Raw genomic sequence first — 19,170 nt, 5'->3', positions numbered from 1 at the left:
CGCATAAAGTTGCTGTAGGGCTGCATTGACTTTTGACATAGCCGTATCAATAGCAGCTATATCTTTAGCTTCATGAGCTTTTTTAAGCTCTTCTATTGCATCCTCAGCTGACTTCTTAGTATCTGCTGGAATTTTATCGCCTAACTCTTGTAACTGTTTTTGCGCTTGGAATATAGTTGCATCAGCCGTATTAAGCTTATCAACTTTTTCTCTTTCCTGCTTATCAGCTTCTGCGTTGGCTTCGGCTTCTTGCTTCATCTTTTTAATTTCTTCGTCTGTTAAACCAGAAGAAGCCTCAATACGAATTTTTTGCTCTTTGCCTGTTCCTTTATCTTTAGCAGAAACATTTAAAATACCATTGGCATCAATATCAAAAGTTACTTCTATTTGTGGTATACCTCTTGGAGCAGGTGGAATGCCATCTAAATGGAACTTACCAATGGTTCTGTTATCACGAGCCATAGCCCTTTCTCCTTGCAATACATGTATCTCTACAGAAGATTGGCTGTCAGCAGCTGTAGAAAACACTTCTGATTTTTTAGTAGGTATGGTTGTATTTGCTTCAATGAGTTTGGTATATACACCACCTAAGGTCTCGATGCCAAAAGAAAGTGGAATTACGTCTAGCAATAATACATCTTTTACTTCACCAGTAAGCACACCCCCTTGTATGGCAGCTCCTACTGCTACTACTTCATCTGGGTTTACACCTTTAGAAGGTTTTTTGTTAAAGAACTTTTCCACTTCTTCTTGTATCTTAGGTATTCGGGTAGAGCCTCCTACAAGAATCACTTCATCAATATCAGCCACAGTTAACCCTGCATCTTGCATTGCTTTTTTACAAGGCTCTAAGGTTCTTCTAACGAGGCCGTCCACCAATTGCTCAAATTGCGCTCTAGTTATTTTCTTTACTAAATGCTTAGGCACTCCGTCTATAGCTGTTATATAAGGCAAGTTGACTTCTGTGGTACTAGAGCCAGAAAGTTCTATTTTTGCTTTTTCTGCAGCTTCTTTTAATCTTTGCAGTGCTGTAGGATCTTTTCTTAAATCTACTGATTCTTCTTTTTTAAATTCTTCTGCCAACCAATCGATTAACTTTTGGTCGAAGTTATCTCCTCCCAAGTGTACATCTCCATTCGTAGATTTTACTTCAAAAACTCCATCGCCTAACTCAAGAATAGAAATATCAAAAGTACCACCACCTAGATCAAAGACAGCAATTTTCATATCTTGATTCTTCTTATCTAGCCCATATGCCAAGGCAGCAGCAGTTGGCTCATTGATAATACGTTTCACCTCTAATCCTGCTATCTGCCCAGCTTCTTTCGTAGCCTGTCGCTCTGCATCATTAAAATAGGCAGGGACAGTTATCACAGCCTCCTTTACTGTTGTTCCTAAGTAGTCTTCTGCTGTGGTTTTCATTTTTTGTAAAATCATAGCAGATATTTCTTGAGGTGTATAAGTTCTATCTCCTATTCTTACTCTTACTGTGTCATTGTTACCTTTTTCTAGTTGATAAGGTACTAGCTTAGATTCCTCAGCTATATCTGAATAGCGCTTACCCATAAACCGTTTGATAGAGCTTATAGTATTTTGAGGATTAATGATAGCTTGTCGTTTGGCAGCATCTCCCACTTTACGTTCACCCTGGCCCTCATTTAAAAAAGCAACTACCGACGGTGTTGTGCGTTTTCCCTCACTATTAGCTATCACAACAGGTTCATTCCCTTCCATAACAGCTACACATGAGTTAGTAGTTCCCAAGTCAATTCCTATTATTTTTCCCATGATTAGTTAATTTTTTGTTTTAACAATACAGTGCTTTTTTTATTTTAATTTTCTCTTACTGATACAATTCCGCAACTGTTATGCCAACGTTAGAATAGCAGCTAAATTGTTGCCATTATGGCATAAATCCCCTTCTATTAAGCTAGCAATGTCTAATCTATTTAATTTACAAATGGGATACTAGAGGCAAATTGCTGTTTGTGTATTTTGTATATAAGGAAGAATGTTACAATCTGTAGTAGCTTTAATAAGCTATATATTATTCAATACCATGTTGGGACTTTTAACAGAGGATTGGTAAAGTTTGAAAAAGGGAATAAAAGGTAAAGGTAAGTAATATAATAGAAGCTAAGCTATGCACTTAACATACCAACAACCAATCAAACAACCTGCTTCACTTTTAAAATATGTATATCCATCCAGCAATACACGCTCATTCTTTTACACAAGAAGTTTAGTTGATTTCTAGATTTACTTTATTCTTCCACCGATTATGTGACCAAAGCCATGTGGCAGGTTCTTGATAAATATCAGCTTCTAACCTTTGCATATAAGTTTGAGTAATTAGGAGATCAGGTGTATCAATAGGATGCTCGAAGAGCAATTCTGCTATTACAGTATAATAACCTCTTTTAATTTTTTTTATGTGCATATATACTATAGCATGGTTAAGCTTTTTAGCTAATTTTTCTAATCCTTGTGTTACATACGTAGGTTGATTTAAGAAATTCATTATAGATGCTTGCTGGGGATCAGGCGCTTGGTCAGCTAGTATAGCTGTTGCCTTAGGTATACTATCATAACTAAGCATTTTACGGAGCACCTGGTTTTGTTGTATAATGTCCCTTCCAAAACGTTTACGTATACGCCCTACCAAGCCATCAAAATAAGGATTAGAAAGTGTTTTATATATTACATATAGTTTGTAGTTAGTCTGTAATGCTACTGCACTACCCGCCCACTCCCAATTACCTTGGTGCCCAGTGAGGAGTAAAACATGCTTCCCCTTTTTATATAGTGACTCTAACACTTCTGGATTTTGTAGTGTGCACCTATGCAGCACCTGTGCACATGTTATTGTTAATCCTTTTATATGTTCTAGCAATAAATCACATAAATGTCTATAAAAGTCCTTTTGTAGCTTCTTACGCTCTATGGCTTCCTTTTCTGAAAACGCATTACTCAAGTTATTCCATACTATTTTCTTTCTATATCGCAGTAAGTAATAGATTAAATAGTAACATACATCCGACATTTTATATAGAATACTAAAGGGCAGGATGGCTACAATACATAACCATGGTAGCAGCAACCAAAATGTAAGTGCTTGCGTAATCCGTTTCATAGGTTTTATACTTTTGCTTTACGATTTTCAAAATATACTTCTACCTCTTCTCTTGTAAGTGTATTAAAAGTATATTCTTTGGTAAGTGCTCCCTTTCTACCCATATACACACCATATTGCATATTAGTAATATCAAGATGATGGTGTGCGTCTGGATTGATACTAAGCTTGACCCCTTTTTGTATGGCATAAGGTATCCAGCGCCAATCTAAATCTAATCGCCAAGGATTAGCATTAATCTCAATAATTACGCCATACGCTGCACATGCATCAATAACTGCTCGATAATCTATAGGATAACCTTCTCTTTTAAGTAAAAGGCGGCCTGTTGCATGACCTAATATGGTTGTAAATGGATTACTAATAGCTTTTATCAAGCGGTCTGTGGCTTTGTGTTGGTCCATATTTAGTCCCATATGAACAGAAGCAATTGTAAAATCAAACTGACTCAACACTTCATCAGGATAATCTAGATTACCATTTGGTAAGATATCCGATTCAATTCCTTTAAATATTTTAAAAGGAGCTAATTGTTGATTAAGTGTATCTATAGCATGATGTTGTTCTTGAACAGTATGTGGCCTGAGACCTCCTGCATAAGCAGCAGACTGGCTATGATCTGTTATACCTATATAGCTATAACCTAGCGCTTGGCAATAAGCTGCCATGTTTTCTAAGCTAGTTTGTCCATCACTATATTGGGTATGTACATGAAAGACACCTTTTAAATCTGTAGCTTCTATAAGAGCAGGAGTACCTGCTTGTATCCAAGCTTCTTCTGCTAACCCTTCTCTTAACTCAGGTGGCATATAAGGAAAGCCTGCCTGGCGATAACCTTCCACTTCACTGCTTATATAGGTAGCCTGGCTTATTGTTTTACCTAATGGCTGTCCTTCTGGAGTAGAAAGCAACAAGTGTTTTTCTGAACCTGTTTGTAAAATTAATTGTTTATAGAACTCAGTTGGTGTACAAAAAATTATAGAAAGTGGCATTCCATTGTCTACAAAATACCCACGCCATGATAAAGGACCAGAAGTCAATATATGTTGTTCGGCAGCTGTATAATTATTTAGCCATTCTACTACGTTTGCTACTTCAATAGCGCCTATCAAATATTCTACTGTAGTTATTACTTCTAACTTCCTACGCAGTTCACCTACGGCTGATATTAATAATCTAGGAAATACTGCTTTAAAAGCTAACTCGAATGCATCTACATAAGATAATGCGGATGCATAATGAAACTTATTGCTATACGACGCAGTTTGCACTAAGCCACTTAAGATAGCTGCTTGTGTTTTATCACCAAATCCTGATAGCTGTGCCACTCGGCCTGATTTACAAGCATCTTCTAATTCCTTCAGATCCTGAACGCCTAATTCTTGCCATAATGCCCTAACCTTTTTATGGCCTAATCCTGGAAGCTTTAACATATCCAATACACCTTGTGGTGTTTGTTCTATAAGCTCCTGCAACCGTTGCAGAGTGCCTGTATCTTGTATTTCTTGGATAAGTGCTACAAGACCTTTATTGATTCCTTGAAGTCCGCCTAACTCTTCCGGCTCCATTTCCATAACTTCTTTATCGACCTTTTCTAGAAAAAGTGCTGCATTTGCATAGTGCTTGGCCTGGAAAGGATTAGCCCCATGTAACGTTAATAAAGTGGCTGTTTTATTAAGCAAGCCTATAATTGATTTATTATCCAAGAATATTGATATTTTATTAAAAGTGATAGCAGTATACAAATTTAAATGGTATCGTACTAGTATGAGATTACCTTATTTTAGTACGCTTCATATTTTATTCAATAAGCGTTGAAATTGTTAACAAGTTACTAAGGCATCAAGCTGCTACTTATTTAACATTTAAGGATATTAATTGTTACAAAAAAGCATAAAAAATTAACTATTATTAATTATATGTTATTATATTATAGATAAGCAGTTATGTAGTATAGCTTAAAAAGCCATAAGTAATACAAAATTAGGAACCAAGTATATATTTATTTTAAGATTTGTACCATTCAGCCGAAAAATTATCTTTCTTAACCATTTTGACATGTATAAGTTTAAGAATACTACTTTGTATAAAAGTTTTAGGATATTGCTGTGTCTTGGCATATTACAAGGCTATTTTACTATAAGTGTTGCACAAGTATCAGCAGAAAGTGAAGAAACAACTATCAATTCTCCATTAGATAACTCAAAGAACGCTAGTAATATATCTTCTGAAGAACTTAGCACTAAGCCAGATTCAGCCCCATCTATAGATGCAGCCAACCTAGCCAATTACCTTAGTAGTGAGGAAACAGAGTTACTAGGCGCCTATATAGATACTACTTCCCCCACTCAATTCTTAGCTGGTCTCATCCAAGCTACAGGGGACGGGCAAACACAAGCCCGAAACACCGCCTTAGGGGTTATCCGTAAAGTATTGGCAGCAAATCCCACATGGGCCAATTCTAACTCCTTGGTATTAGTTACAGAGATATTTTCAAGTAGCGATAAATATACTGAAGCCACATCCATTTTTGATTTACTTACGCTGTTTATCGAAGCTAATTCAGACACCAGTAATGAAGTGTTAGCATTAGCTTTTAAGATGCTTAGTCTTCATACTAATGACAAAGAGCACGCCCTCACAGAGTCTATTACGGCATTATTCAGAAATCTGGTGGCTATATCACCAGACTGTATAAAAGATATACTAATCATAGCACAAGCAGATGCAGAAGATAGAAATAGAAATGAGCAAGTGCGTGTAGAAATATTAAGAATATTAAACAGCCTCTGTGACTTAGAAGCAATTAACGCTAACCCAACTTATATAGATAAGCTATTCAGTATCGTTTTACAAGATGCACAAGATTCTAGTACATATGTAACTAATGAAGTAGTACCGGTTCTTACTACTATTACCAATACCAATCCTGAATATGCGCAAAAAGCATTTGCAGCAGTAATTAGATCTACTAAGAGCGAAGATTATGCTACCCGTAGTAGTGGATTAAGTACCTTAAAGTTTTTTGTAAAAGCTGATGCTGCCTATGCACAAGAAGTATTTGAAGTAGCTATTGAGGCTACCAAAGATGCACAGGCACTTGTACGCTGGAATGCTATGACCGTTTTAGCCACAGTGGTAAAAGCTGAGCCGAAATATGCACAAGGTAGTTTAGAAGCTGCTCTACAAGCTGCTAATGAGCAAGATTTTTCTGTAAGTATCACAGCTTTGCGTTTACTTAAAGCGCTTGTCAAGCTAGATGATTTATATCCACGTCAGGCATTGAATGTAGCTGTAAAGGCTATAAACCACCAACATCAGGAAGTAGGCATAGAAGCATTAAAACTATTAGCTACTATTGTAGATAGTGATGCTAGCTGTGCTGCAACAGCATTTTCGGTAGGAGATAAATCCATACAGCAAGCTGACGAACAAATTCGCTGGAATGGCTTATTACTTTTACTAAGTGTTGTTAAAGCAGCGAATGCAGAATACGCACAAAAAGTTTTTGACATCGCTGTCAAAGCCACTACCGATAAAGCTTGGTTTATTAGGCAAGATGGATTGGTAATCATACAAAATATTATAGAAAGCAATATACAATATGCATCAAAAGCTTTACCTATAGTTGTTAAGTTAGTGAAGGATGAAAAAGATACTGTACGGTTAAATGCACTATATGCCTTAGAATCATTATTAAAAGCTAATCCCAAATTTATTGAAAATATATATAAGACAGCCGTTACAATTACCAAGGATACAACAGTTGAAGTACGCAGACAGGTTTGGAGTGTTCTACAAGCAATCTTAAAAATCGACGCACAATACGTACAGCAAAAAGAATTTAGAAGTATGATTAGAGAAGCTAGCTTAGATGCAGATGCTGCCATTCGTAAAACTGCACACGACTTACTTATTACTTATCTCTTAAAAGAGTAGTTAGTAAATAACCTTAGCTTACTTTTAGTAAGAGCTTAAATACGTAATGTTCTATCTCTAAAGATATAACATTAAGGTGTGCAATCTTTAGCTTACTATTAGAGCAGCTAGTTGGTTGTTAAGTAAGTATAATATATGAAGAGTAAACTTCTCATTTACAGTTTAGTATCAGCCAGATAGGCGTATTTATATATCAAGTTACACAACAATTATTGTAACAAAAGGCTGGGCAGTAAAGTAAATTTATAAATCTATACTATGCTTCTAATGTTGTAAAATATAGCTCTCTAGTATAAAAAGTCTCATTTTTATTGATTAGCCTTATGGTATGTTTATTGGAGCAAACTTATCCAAAAGCTAACCCCTTTTTAAAGTGGGAACCCAGATTTTTGGTTTGCCAAAATAATAACACCCAATTCTTGAGAAGGAATAAATCCAATAAAAGCATCAACCCCTGCTACATACCCACCATGAAATATTAATTCTGTTTTAGGATGTTGTCTTTGCCCTTAAAATTCACCAACCAAGTCCATAATAAGAATCTAGCTTGTTTCTATCATAAAGACATCTAATTTCCCATTTGTAAAGGTCTTGGTTAACCGTAATTGGTGTTTGTATGCTAGCTAGGACTTCTTTAGAAATAAGCTCGAGTCTATATCCAAAACTTAATTTAAAGATTTCAATCATGCCATCTAGTGAAGTAAAAATTCCAGCAACAGAAGGGATGATGTGTGGATAATAACGTGGCAATGGCACCACCTTGTAATTTAGATCTTTTGAAATTCTATTCTTTTGATAAAGTCTTTTAGCTTTAACTCTATCCCAACCGGCAATTCTGTAGAAGCACTAGAATTAGAAAATGAATATAATGTTATTATAAAAGAAAAGATAGCAATAAACCGTTTGCACATTTATTGAAAACACCAGAAATTGTTTTTAAGTACACTATTTATTTCTAGAAAATCACCATCATAATTGATATTCCTTATATCACTAAAAGAGTCCATGAAAAACTATCCTTATCTTATGACCTAAGATTAAAACAAGAAACAAATTTATTATATAAACCCATTTTAAAAGAATAATTTTCAAACAACGATAGTTGAGTTTATTGTATTTCTGCGGAATCTACATTTACAAAACCTTCTGGTGAGGACATACTATAATAGCTTAAATCTTGCATTGCATCAATTCCATAACCGGTTAATAGCTCATTGCCAGTTTCTAAACGTACAAACTTATCTGTATAAATTCTATTCGTTTTTAGATTCCAATAAAGCTCCTCTGTATTCAATTGTTGTTCGTCTCCTTCATGATACCCTTTTACCTCTACATCTCCCTTTAACTCCCACATCTCTTTATCAACGTACTGGTAAGCAGTATTAGCCCTAAGGGTAGCTATTAACCTTTTTTGTTTATCATAGCATTCTACATACATTCCTGCTGGGTAAATACTATTCCCATTCTCATATTGCAAACGGCTTTCAGCACACATCTTAGCAACTACTATACCCTCTTCACTGTAAAGCACCTCCATATTTGTGCTTTCTATAAGTGGCATCTCTTGTTTCTTATCCTGGTTATTAGCTAGGCTAAGCGAAAAAAGTAATATAAAAATAAGTAAATTAAATAAGTATTTTTTGCTAATGTGCATATATGCTATATAAGAAGATCTATAAACAGACAGATATCAATAACTGATCACTGTTTTATAATTATTATAAGTTCAGTTAACTAATAGTATCACAAAAATACATAATCGTACAACATTTATGAGTGTATCTAGATAGGTGCTGTATCCTAAAATTTTCTAAAATTTCACAAATTGTTAATATAATTACTAACTAAGTTAGCTTATTTTTGGATAAAATAGTATCCTATTAACAATTAGTAAAACACGATGTTACAACAACTTGATTTAATTCAACACGAAATAGAGCAGTATCATCCGACTACACTTCAGGAATTAGAAGAATTTCGCATAAAATTTCTAAGTAAGAAGGGAACTATTACTCAGCTTTTTACTGAGTTCGGCCAATTATCTCCTGCTGATAAACAAGCTTTAGGTAGTAAGCTAAATGCATTAAAACAAATTGCACAAGAAAAATACAAAATATATGCATCACAGCTTCAATCAACACCTAAGCAAAATACAGATGTAAATGAGGACTATACCTTACCTCCACCCGCTGATAAACTTGGATCTAGGCATCCGATAAGTATTTTAAAAGATAGAATTTTAGAAATATTTGAAAAAATTGGATTTAGTATAGTAGAGGGACCAGAAATAGAAGATGATTGGCATAATTTCGGAGCGCTTAACTTCTCACCTAACCACCCTGCCAGGGATATGTTAGATACTTTTTTCATTTCTCAGTGTCCTGATATATTATTAAGAACACATACCTCTTCTGTGCAGATACGGGTGGCTGAGAGTCAAGCACCACCTATACGCGCTATTTCAATAGGACGAGTTTATCGTAATGAGACTATTTCTGCACGTTCGCATTGCATGTTCCATCAGGTAGATGCGTTCTATGTTAATAAGAATGTAAGCTTTGTAGAACTTAAACAAGTGCTTTTATATTTTTTACGTAGCTTATTTGGAGAAGATATAAAAATGAGAATCAGACCCTCTTATTTTCCTTTTACAGAGCCAAGCGTAGAAATAGATATTAATTGCAGGATATGTAATGGAAATGGCTGCAATATATGTAAACATTCAGGATGGCTTGAAATTATGGGTGCAGGCATGATCGATCCAAATGTACTTAAAAACTGCCATATTGATCCTACTACTTATACAGGCTATGCCTTTGGTATGGGCTTAGAACGTATTGCCATGCTGATGTACCAAATTAACGATTTACGTTTATTTACAGAAAATGATGTTCGTTTTTTAAAACAATTCAAGGCTTATGCCTAACTTTGAAATTCTTAACTAAGCAATAGAAATATGAATAACAATTTTACATTCTCCATGATTAAGCCAGAAATAGTAGAGGCAAAACAGGTAGGAGAAATTATTACGCAAATAGAACAAAATGGATTTACCATTAGAGCATTGGAGCTTGTACAGCTTGAGATAGAAGATGCTGAAGAATTTTATGCTGTTCATCAAGATCGTCCTTTTTATAAAGACCTTTGCACATATATGTCTTCTGGGCCTGTAGTAGCCATGGTATTGGAAAAAGACAATGCTGTAGCTGAATTTAGAAAGTTTATTGGTGCTACCAATCCTGCTGAAGCTAATGAAGGAACCATTAGAAAGCAATTTGGGAAATCAATAGAAGAAAATGCTATTCATGGCTCTGATGCAGATGAAACTGCTCTAGAAGAAATTGAATTCTTCTTTCCTGGAATGCTAGAATAATCTACAGCTAACTATCCAGAGGTAAAATCATCAATACAATAACTATTTTTGGAATAAAAGATAGTTACAGCAAGGAATATTTAGGCCTTAAATTAGCTTATGTTGTATTGTATCTGGTTAATCCTATCAACTTTACTACCAGGAATTAGAGAATTTATAAAAATGGACTTTCTAATTCCTGGAGATGGTTGAATATATTTCACAGAATAATTGGTCATATAGCTTTTACTATTCTTATTTTTTCAATAAAGATACCTACACAAGAATAGACCTCTTCTTCAGATTTCACTAAAAAAGCAGATCATAGTTGGTATGCAGCATTGTGATTGGTAGTTGATGCTAGAGTTACAAGTACCATTTCATAACTAGAAATGGACGTTTTGTTTTCAGAGGCACTTTGTGCAAACAAGTATTAAAACTAATATACCTATTACTTCTAGATATGTAGCATGAATATAGCTGCTTTTATGATAAACTTATAGTATGTACCTTTTCTCCAAAAACCCGCTTAGTAACTGACTCAAAACCGACTGTATGTTTAGTAGCTGTAAAATAATCTTTGCTAGAGTTAGACATACTATTATTAATGTTCCTATCAAGCAGCATTTTTTGAAGATGTATTGCTAGAAGTTGAGCACCATTGATAATTTCTATCTTAGCTTGATAATAATCTATTATCTGCTCTTTAATGAGCCAATAATGAGTACAACCTAAAATAAGACCTTTTATATCTGTTAATATAGGTTCTGATAAATATCCTTGTAATATAGCTTTTTCATATTGATCTGCTTCAATCATAGGCACTAGCAAAGGGGTAGCCAAGCATTTTAGATTAATATTGGCTTGTGAAGCTTCTAACTTTTGCACATATGTAGTAGTGTTTACAGTATATTGTGTACCAATCAGCCCTAAAGTTTTACCCATATAATGCTGTCTTACATATGCTATTACAGGATCTATTACATTTAAAACGGGTATATGGTCCCCTATATAATCTTTTAACACTTCAGCAGCAGCTGCAGTAGCTGTGCTACAGGCTATTACAATTACCTTACAACCTTGTTTCAGCAATACATCTCCTATTTCTTTTACATAGGCCTGTATTTGTTCAGTAGACTTTTCTCCATACGGAAGGTTTGCTGTATCTCCTATGTAATAAAGAGATTCATTAGGCAATAGATCTTTAATTGCACGCGCGACCGTTAAACCTCCCACTCCACTATCAAATATACCAATCGGGTTATGCATAACAAAACACTTTATTTAACTGATGATAATAGCTCCAAAGGTAATAAGATTGCTAGAAATTTAACTCTTATAAATAACCTGATGTTTAAGAATATGTAGCAACTTAAACAATAAAAGACTTAGCTTCCTTTATCTAAATTCAGAAAATATTACTAGTGAATTACCAAAAAGAGACCATTATCGTCCAAATCTATACTATTAGGTTTCCCTTATATACAAACAAGATTTTACATTTAAAAATTAAGAAAATGGACATCAGTTGGCTTGGTTAGGGCAATAATGTAAATCTCCTATACAGCTTTACCCTACTAATTATTCCTTCTTAAAGTTTGTATATATCCTACCAACCAACTAATATGTATCCTCGTTGATTAATTGATTTTTCACAGCTCTTATTGATAATAGTTTATACTAACGTACGTAATACTAAAAGAAACATGAAAAGAACCTATACCATAGGCCAGCAACTAATGGCTTATATTTTACTTTTAAGTTTATTTCTACAGAGTTGCACTGGCTTAAAAAATCCCATTGTTCCTATCAAGGATGAACAGCCATCTTTAACTTCTATAACAAGCGAACAGAAACTACCAGCTGACCAACAAAAAGAAATCATAACTTCTGATAATCATATTACTGCATCTTTATCACTGGATATTCCTTACAACGATGCTACTGATAAATTATCGGATACAGAATCATCAGCAGGCAGCACTAAAATAACACCTTTAGTAGGGAAACAAATAGACCAGCCTGGCTGCCAATCCAACCCAATAAATCAGGCACAGACAATATCAGTAAAAGAGCTTACAACAAAAGAAACATATGCACTTCAATTTTATTGTGAAGATGAAATATGGAAAGCAGCAGTAACAGAAAACGCATCCAATTTAAGTAAAGCTTATACATTACCTGTATACATAGCTCCAGGAATGGATCTAGGAAATATAATGTCTTTCAATGATGAGGGGAGAAAGAAATTTATCCATATACATATGCCCCAAGGGAGTAAAGAAAAATATGTTTACATAAATAACTTCGGAGTTAAAGGAGGGATGCGGTTAAACTCCCAAACTTCCCATCAATTACGATTAAGTGATTATAATCAACTACGTCCCTACTTCAATAATGAGACCTTAGAAATTACACCTGAAAATTGTAGAGCCCTTTTAACATATACGCGTCAATATGGGGAAGCGTTCAAGCGCCACAATGGATGTGTCTCTATTAAGAATTGGGGAAACGCTAGAGAGCTTAGAACACTTACTGAATTACTATCAAACTTTTCTGATATACAAGCTTTTAAATTTGACTGTAGCAATGGTAGAGAGACAGAAATAGATGAAGCCATTATAAATGCTATACAGTCTTATGAATATATAACAGAGATTTATATTATTGATTGTCAGTTAAACGATGGCACCATGCAAGATGTATTGTCATCTGTTAGACATCCTGAGCGTATAAAGATTTTAAATTTACAGAAGAATTACTTGAGTGCAAAGTTGATAGATACACTTCAAAAACAGTTTCCTAATGCAAAAATATCTGGTAAAAATCAGAAGGGTGGCCTATTTAAGTCTATGCGAGGATTAAAACTTCCTGGCATGGCGGGCAAATCATCTCCAAAAGTTGATAGGCAAACTAACAGAGATCCTGTTTCTATACCTCCGAAACCCATACCTAGCTTACCACCAACTGTTTCAGCAACTCCAAAGACAGACAAAACTGATGTAGTTGGAAGCACAAGAACAGCCTCTATACGTAGCATCCCTAAACCACTTCCATCTACACCCAAACCATTACCACCACGGCCCCAATCCACTGCTACCACACCAGCCAGCATTGCCAATCCTATGCCTACAAGGGTTGATGATAAACTTAATGAAGAATTCAAAACATACATCAAGCAGCTTATCGAAATACGGGATAACGATAGAAGAGCAGAGGAAAGTGAAAGAGTATTTGATAAGAGTAAGAAGCTGTTAATGACCCAATTTAGTAAGTTAGATTTACATTCAGATTCGCAAAATAACTTAGCTTATTACCTTTTGCAAACCCTAAAGGATAACCATGGCTTAACTGATTTAATGCTACAATTTGTAGGTCGGCCTCATGGAACACTTACAAGGCTTTATGAGTTGGTTGATTTATTGCATAAAAAAGGAGCTACCATTCCGCATAAAATTGGGCAGGATTTATTAGACGAAGCAAAAGATAAAAAAATAGCAATCTTGTATTACCCACTGGGTATGTTAGGTGTTGCTAAAGCTAGTACCGAGCTATATTATGATGATAACACAAGTTTTAAAGAATTTGCTAGTGCCTCAGGCTGCGTTAAGCTAAGTTTATTACAATGGGTAGTCTACAATAGTAAAATACGAAAGACTTCTGCCCAAATAGAGCTTGTCTCAAGGCTTGTTAATGATCCTGCTACTAGCACAGCTGATTTAAATATAAAGAACAAAGCAGAAGGGCTAAGAAAGTATACACCTGCCATATATGCTGCCACATGGCAAGAACATGGTGCTCCATTGGTACAAGCTTTTCTATTAAGGCAAGATTTAGACATCAATAGGATTAAAGTTGCTGAAGGTAAGACCATAGGAGAATTAAGTATTCCAAAGTCTTTATTAGACATGGTGGTATATAACTGTAGCTTTAACTATCACACCAAAGGCACAGCTGATGAATCACAAATTAGTGAAGCTTGGTTAGCTGTATTAACCAACATGCTCAAACGTGAAGATCTAAAGATCGAAGATGGAAATATAAAGTATGCAGAAAATCTTACAAAACCAGCGGCATCAGAATGCTTTAATAAGGAAACTGCAGAAATAGTCCTTAACAAGCTGAAAGCTAAACAAGCGGTATCAGTAGCAATACAAATCCAAGATTCTCAAGCTATCAGCTCTAAATATACACGCATAAAGAAATGGCTAACAGATATTACTGATAATCATAACCAAGGTGTGCAAGTAATAAGAACTATGACAGCTAATATGGCTGATAGTAAGCTAAATGAGGAATTTAAAGAGTATATTAACCAGTTGAGCCAATTATCTAACTATAGTGGTTTAGGGGAAAATACCGACAGATTAGTTGAAAAAACTAAAAAATTTATAAACACTCATTACCAGCAACTAGAATCAAATCCAAACTCTACCGATAATCCCCTATATATTATCCTTTCTTCTATGAAAGACAAAGGAGAATTGGGCACTTTATGGATCCAAGGTACGCTGCTGGATTATTATAAATTATTTGAATTGTTGTACAGCAAAGGTTTTTCATTATCGAGTGAACTGGGTGAAGCGATTCTTGAAGAAGCAATAGATAAAAAGATTGATAGGCTATACTATCCTTTAGCGTTATTAGGAATAGCAAAAGCAAATACAGAATTATATTACACAACTTATGATGGGCAACATTGGAAATCACTTACAACTATAAACAGCCCTAACAAACTTACACTATTACAGTGGACCGTAAGCAACCGTAAGATTGCTTACCACATAACACAACTTAAACTCTTATTAAAACTTTTACATGACCCTACCACTAGTACATCCGATCTAAATATAAAAAGTGGAGAAGGGAATCGGGGCCCTACAGAATATACAGGCTATACACCAGTACTATATGCTGTACAAGTTGCTAAGGCACAAGCAGAAAATACAGCTGCTATGGTACAGGCTTTCTTGTCAAGAAAAGATGTGGAGGTTAACATACCAGCAGTAAAAGAATCTCTACTGAAGATGGTAATAGACCATTGTAGCGATACAATGATTACAAAAAATGCATGCTGGTTCAATATATTAGAGCACATACTCACTAGCGAAGATTTAGAAGTAAAAGATGTTGATGTAAACTATGCAGAGAACCGCCTTAAATCAGAAAGTAGGTGGGTAGACGTAGCTAGAGCACAAATAGTATTGAATAAATTAAAAGAAAGGCAAGCCTTACCATTACCTTCTACAAACGATGGCATAGAAGACAAAGAAAGAGAACGTTTTAGGAAATATCAAAAAGATGCTGAACAAGGATATACATCTGCACAATATAACGTGGCCATGATGTATAAAAACGGAGTTGGCGTAACACAAGATTATGTTAAAGCGGTCTACTGGCTCCAAAAGGCTGCTGACCAAGAAGATATAGATTCGCAATATAGCTTGGGCACAATGTATGAGAATGGCTGGGGCGTAGCCCAAGATTATGCCAAGGCAGCATTGTGGTATCAAAAAGCTGCTACTCAAGGTCATGCAGAAGCAAAAGGCACATTAGAAATAATGTACAGAAATGGCTGGATTACACAAGAGAATACAAAAGAATCAATATTTCCACCAAAATATATAAAGCTAGACAATACGGTTAACTTAAGAACTAGGGATCAAGAAGTAGAACAAAAAGCAATTGAGGAGGAATCTACTGAAAAAGAGTTTGTCAAAGTTGAAGAAGTGCATAAAATAGCGGATAGCAAGTTACAAGAAGCGTTAAGCCCGCTAAAAGAGCACTTTAAAACTTTAGCTACTTCTTCAACTCCTGAAGCTTGGAAAGCAGAAGTACCTGTAAAAAATGTGGAGCAGACACTCTCTGTAACTGAACAAGAAGCGCTCCAACAAGCAGATAAAATTGTACTTGATTACAACGCAAAATACCGGCAGTCAGTCCAGAACCTTTCTCGCTTTTCTCATGTTAAGCAGAAATTTTCAAAGGTTTTTAGCAAAACTGCACAGGTTACTAAAGATGTTGTTTTAGGGCCTGAAATAAATTCTCTTATCCATTTTCAACAACAGGTAAATCAGGCATATGGATCAGAAGTCATGAAATTGGATCAGGGCCGCATGGAACGAATGCATAAAGAGCGTTTGACAGAGTTAACAACTTCACACCAACAAAAAGAAAAAGGACTAGAAATTAAAAGAGGAAGAATTCAGGCGCAATTAAGGGTTGCCCCTCAACGCCGTTTAGAGCTTATGAGAGAGGAACAGTTTTTAGTTAACCAACTGATTGAGTCAGAAGAAATGTATCAACTGACACTCAAACGTTTACAGAATCCAGCACAAACTGCATTAGAGGATTTTTATGACTGGAAACGCAGTGTATTTGTTGATTTTACTAAATTACACTTAGGCAATCATTTCATTACCTATGAGGCATTAGCGTTAGGAACAGTAGCTCGGAAACCAGAATTTTATGAGCAAGCTTTACAAGGTTCCACCGCAATTGGTTCGGTCCTAGCAGATGCCTTTTTACCATTAGGCGGCTTATTGGGAAATGTAATAGGCGGTATAGCTGGTAAAGGGGCTGAATTATATGCAGACAAACAGATACGTATTAAAGCAGCTAAGATAGGAAGTTTATATGGATACCGTGGGCTAGAAGGAATGGTTGAAGTGACACGAGAAGTTGCCAACGGGCTTATGTTCCGTCTTAAAGATGTAATTATCGATTTAACTCCTGAAAGTCTGGATAAGCTTGCTAAAGTTGCTACTACGCAAATGATAGATTATGCATTGAAACAATGGGAAGCAAATGCAACACAAACCATAACAGCTGCTAATCTGTTGCTACGTGGCACTCAACATCAACCATCTTGGTTTAAATCATTTACACAAAATACTAGTATAGAATTAGAAGACGGTCGTTTTGTAGATGGGTGGTCTTTACTTATCCAGAACCAACAAAAAGTTTCGTTGGATGAGAAAGGGTTTATGCGAACAGCACACTTTTTTGCTAAACAGGCTAAAAAAAATGGAGCATCTTTCCTTAATTATACAGGCCAAGCGGTCTCTTTTGTATCTGATGTTGTGGGGGGATTATAAATTCACAGATATATAAAAAACTAATATGCGACCATGAGAAAGGCTACTCTAACTCATGGCCGCATGTTTTCTTGTTGTTAATTAAGTTGCTATAGCTCACCTACATTTATATCTGCTAGTTGATTGAGGCAAGGAAGATATAGGTTAAACTTCTTCTGAAACCTACCACTCAATCAAGGATAAAGCTGTCTAATTTTAACTCTTTTAAGGTTCCAGAAGAAGTCTATTATAAAATATACTCGTTTAAATTCTTGTTTTTTACTAGTTCTGACAGTTTCTCATTCACTAGCTCTTTGGTAATCTTTATTTCTTGTTCAGCCTCTATCTTATCTGGCACATCAAATAAATACTCATTAAGTAGATGACTCATAACCGTATGTAGTCTCCTAGCACCTATATTTTCCATCTGTTGGTTAAGCGTAAAGGCTTTTTCTGCAATTTCTTCTATAGCTTTTTCTTCGAAAGTAAGTTTAACGTTCTCTGCTTCAAAAAGAGCTACATATTGCTTAGTAAGTGCATTTTTAGGTTCTTTTAATATACAACAAAAATCTTCTTTTGAGAGGCTATCTAATTCTACACGAATAGGGAATCTACCTTGTAATTCAGGAATTAGATCAGAAGGTTTAGATATATGAAAGGCACCAGCAGCTATAAATAAAATATGGTCTGTAGTAATAACACCATATTTTGTATTAACGGTACTACCTTCTACAATAGGCAATAAGTCTCTTTGTACACCTTCCCTACTTACATCTGGCCCACTGCCTCTATACGAACTACCTGCTATCTTATCCATCTCATCAATAAAGATGATACCATTATATTTTGCTTTTTCTAAAGCTTCTTCCTTCACTGAGTCCATATCTATCAGTTTATTGATCTCTTCAGGTAACAGAAGCTGCTTTGCTTCAGCAATAGTTACCTTCCTAGTTTTGGGCTTTTTAGGTATCATATTACTAATCATGTCTTGCAGATTACTCAAGGCAGATTCATCCATCATCCCTCCGCCTATCATACTTATTCCCATAGTACTTGAAGAATTAATAGCAATTTCGATTTTCCTTTCGTCTAGATCCCCATTCCTTATCTTTTGCCTAAACCGTTCTCTAGTTTGTTCGCTCAGATTAAAGTCATTTTCTTCAAGCGAGTTTAAATTATTTTCTACAGTTTCTTCTCCAGTCATCCGACTTACAGGTGGAATGACAGCATCAAGTATGATATCTTCCACTTGCTGAGTAGCTTTGTCTCTAACCTCTTCTTCTCTTGCTGCCTTTACCATACTTACTGCTTGTTCCACCAAATCTCTTACCATTCCCTCTACATCTCTACCTACATAACCTACCTCAGTAAATTTAGAAGCTTCTACCTTTACAAAAGGGGCATCCGCAACTTGAGCTAAGCGTCTAGCAATCTCGGTTTTACCTACTCCAGTAGCTCCTATCATTAATATATTGTTGGGCGTTATATCCGCTTTTATATCAGATTGCACATGCATTCTACGCCACCTATTTCTTAATGCAATAGCCACATTACGTTTCGCTGATTGTTGTCCAACAATATACTTATCGAGCGATGCTACGATTTCTCTTGGAGTTAAATAACTAAGCTCTTGTATCATACTAGTCTTTGGTTATATCATTAGTTTGAAT

At 35.4% G+C, this 19,170-nt stretch carries 11 protein-coding genes (1 of these 11 running past the window's edge); 4 read left to right on the top strand and 7 right to left on the bottom strand.

Annotated features, from left to right (window positions below; all coding sequences use genetic code 11):
- The 3 genes from dnaK to AASI_RS02450 all read right to left on the bottom strand — a co-directional run.
- Positions 1 to 1,788, bottom strand: the 5' portion of a protein-coding gene (gene dnaK / locus AASI_RS02460) for a molecular chaperone DnaK (RefSeq protein ID WP_012472654.1). The gene continues 111 nt to the left of window position 1, outside the view; only the first 1,788 of its 1,899 coding nucleotides appear in the window; it begins with the start codon at positions 1,786 to 1,788; the stop codon falls past the left edge of the window.
- A 454-nt stretch (positions 1,789 to 2,242) separates the two neighbouring features.
- A complete protein-coding gene (locus AASI_RS02455) occupies positions 2,243 to 3,133 on the bottom strand; it encodes a lysophospholipid acyltransferase family protein (protein WP_012472653.1) in 891 nt (296 codons plus the stop codon).
- 5 nt (positions 3,134 to 3,138) lie between these two features.
- Entirely contained in the window at positions 3,139 to 4,839 is a 1,701-nt protein-coding gene (locus AASI_RS02450; RefSeq protein ID WP_012472652.1) for a DNA polymerase/3'-5' exonuclease PolX, read from the bottom strand.
- Between the two features lie 352 nt (positions 4,840 to 5,191).
- On the opposite strand from AASI_RS02450, the gene AASI_RS02445 reads away from it, so the two are divergent.
- The gene (locus AASI_RS02445) at positions 5,192 to 7,072 is read left to right on the top strand and encodes a hypothetical protein (RefSeq protein ID WP_012472651.1); all 1,881 of its coding nucleotides are present in this window, start codon (positions 5,192 to 5,194) and stop codon (positions 7,070 to 7,072) included.
- 516 nt (positions 7,073 to 7,588) lie between these two features.
- Here AASI_RS02445 and AASI_RS08915 read toward each other — a convergent pair.
- The gene (locus AASI_RS08915) at positions 7,589 to 7,831 is read right to left on the bottom strand and encodes a hypothetical protein (RefSeq protein ID WP_012472650.1); all 243 of its coding nucleotides are present in this window, start codon (positions 7,829 to 7,831) and stop codon (positions 7,589 to 7,591) included.
- Positions 7,832 to 8,180: 349 nt separating this feature from the next.
- A complete protein-coding gene (gene lptC / locus AASI_RS02435) occupies positions 8,181 to 8,726 on the bottom strand; it encodes an LPS export ABC transporter periplasmic protein LptC (protein WP_012472649.1) in 546 nt (181 codons plus the stop codon).
- 246 nt (positions 8,727 to 8,972) lie between these two features.
- Between lptC and pheS the strand changes: the two genes are divergently transcribed.
- Both pheS and ndk read left to right on the top strand, forming a co-directional pair.
- Positions 8,973 to 9,998, top strand: coding sequence for a phenylalanine--tRNA ligase subunit alpha (gene pheS, locus AASI_RS02430; RefSeq protein WP_012472648.1), 1,026 nt, complete (start codon positions 8,973 to 8,975; stop codon positions 9,996 to 9,998).
- A 30-nt stretch (positions 9,999 to 10,028) separates the two neighbouring features.
- The gene (ndk, locus tag AASI_RS02425; RefSeq protein ID WP_044282752.1) at positions 10,029 to 10,445 is read left to right on the top strand and encodes a nucleoside-diphosphate kinase; all 417 of its coding nucleotides are present in this window, start codon (positions 10,029 to 10,031) and stop codon (positions 10,443 to 10,445) included.
- Positions 10,446 to 10,910: 465 nt separating this feature from the next.
- Here ndk and murI read toward each other — a convergent pair whose 3' ends face one another.
- Entirely contained in the window at positions 10,911 to 11,693 is a 783-nt protein-coding gene (gene murI / locus AASI_RS02420) for a glutamate racemase (RefSeq protein WP_012472646.1), read from the bottom strand.
- Positions 11,694 to 12,130: 437 nt separating this feature from the next.
- Here murI and AASI_RS07580 point away from each other — a divergent pair, with 437 nt between their 5' ends.
- Entirely contained in the window at positions 12,131 to 17,521 is a 5,391-nt protein-coding gene (locus AASI_RS07580) for an SEL1-like repeat protein (protein WP_012472645.1), read from the top strand.
- Positions 17,522 to 17,747: 226 nt separating this feature from the next.
- Here AASI_RS07580 and hslU read toward each other — a convergent pair whose 3' ends face one another.
- The gene (gene hslU / locus AASI_RS02410) at positions 17,748 to 19,139 is read right to left on the bottom strand and encodes an ATP-dependent protease ATPase subunit HslU (RefSeq protein WP_012472644.1); all 1,392 of its coding nucleotides are present in this window, start codon (positions 19,137 to 19,139) and stop codon (positions 17,748 to 17,750) included.
- Positions 19,140 to 19,170 lie beyond the last annotated feature (31 nt).

This window comes from Candidatus Amoebophilus asiaticus 5a2, from assembly GCF_000020565.1.
GTDB lineage: Bacteria > Bacteroidota > Bacteroidia > Cytophagales > Amoebophilaceae > Amoebophilus > Amoebophilus asiaticus.
The sequence above is the reverse complement of the archived record's forward strand: the minus strand, read 5'-3'. Positions and strand labels throughout refer to the sequence as shown.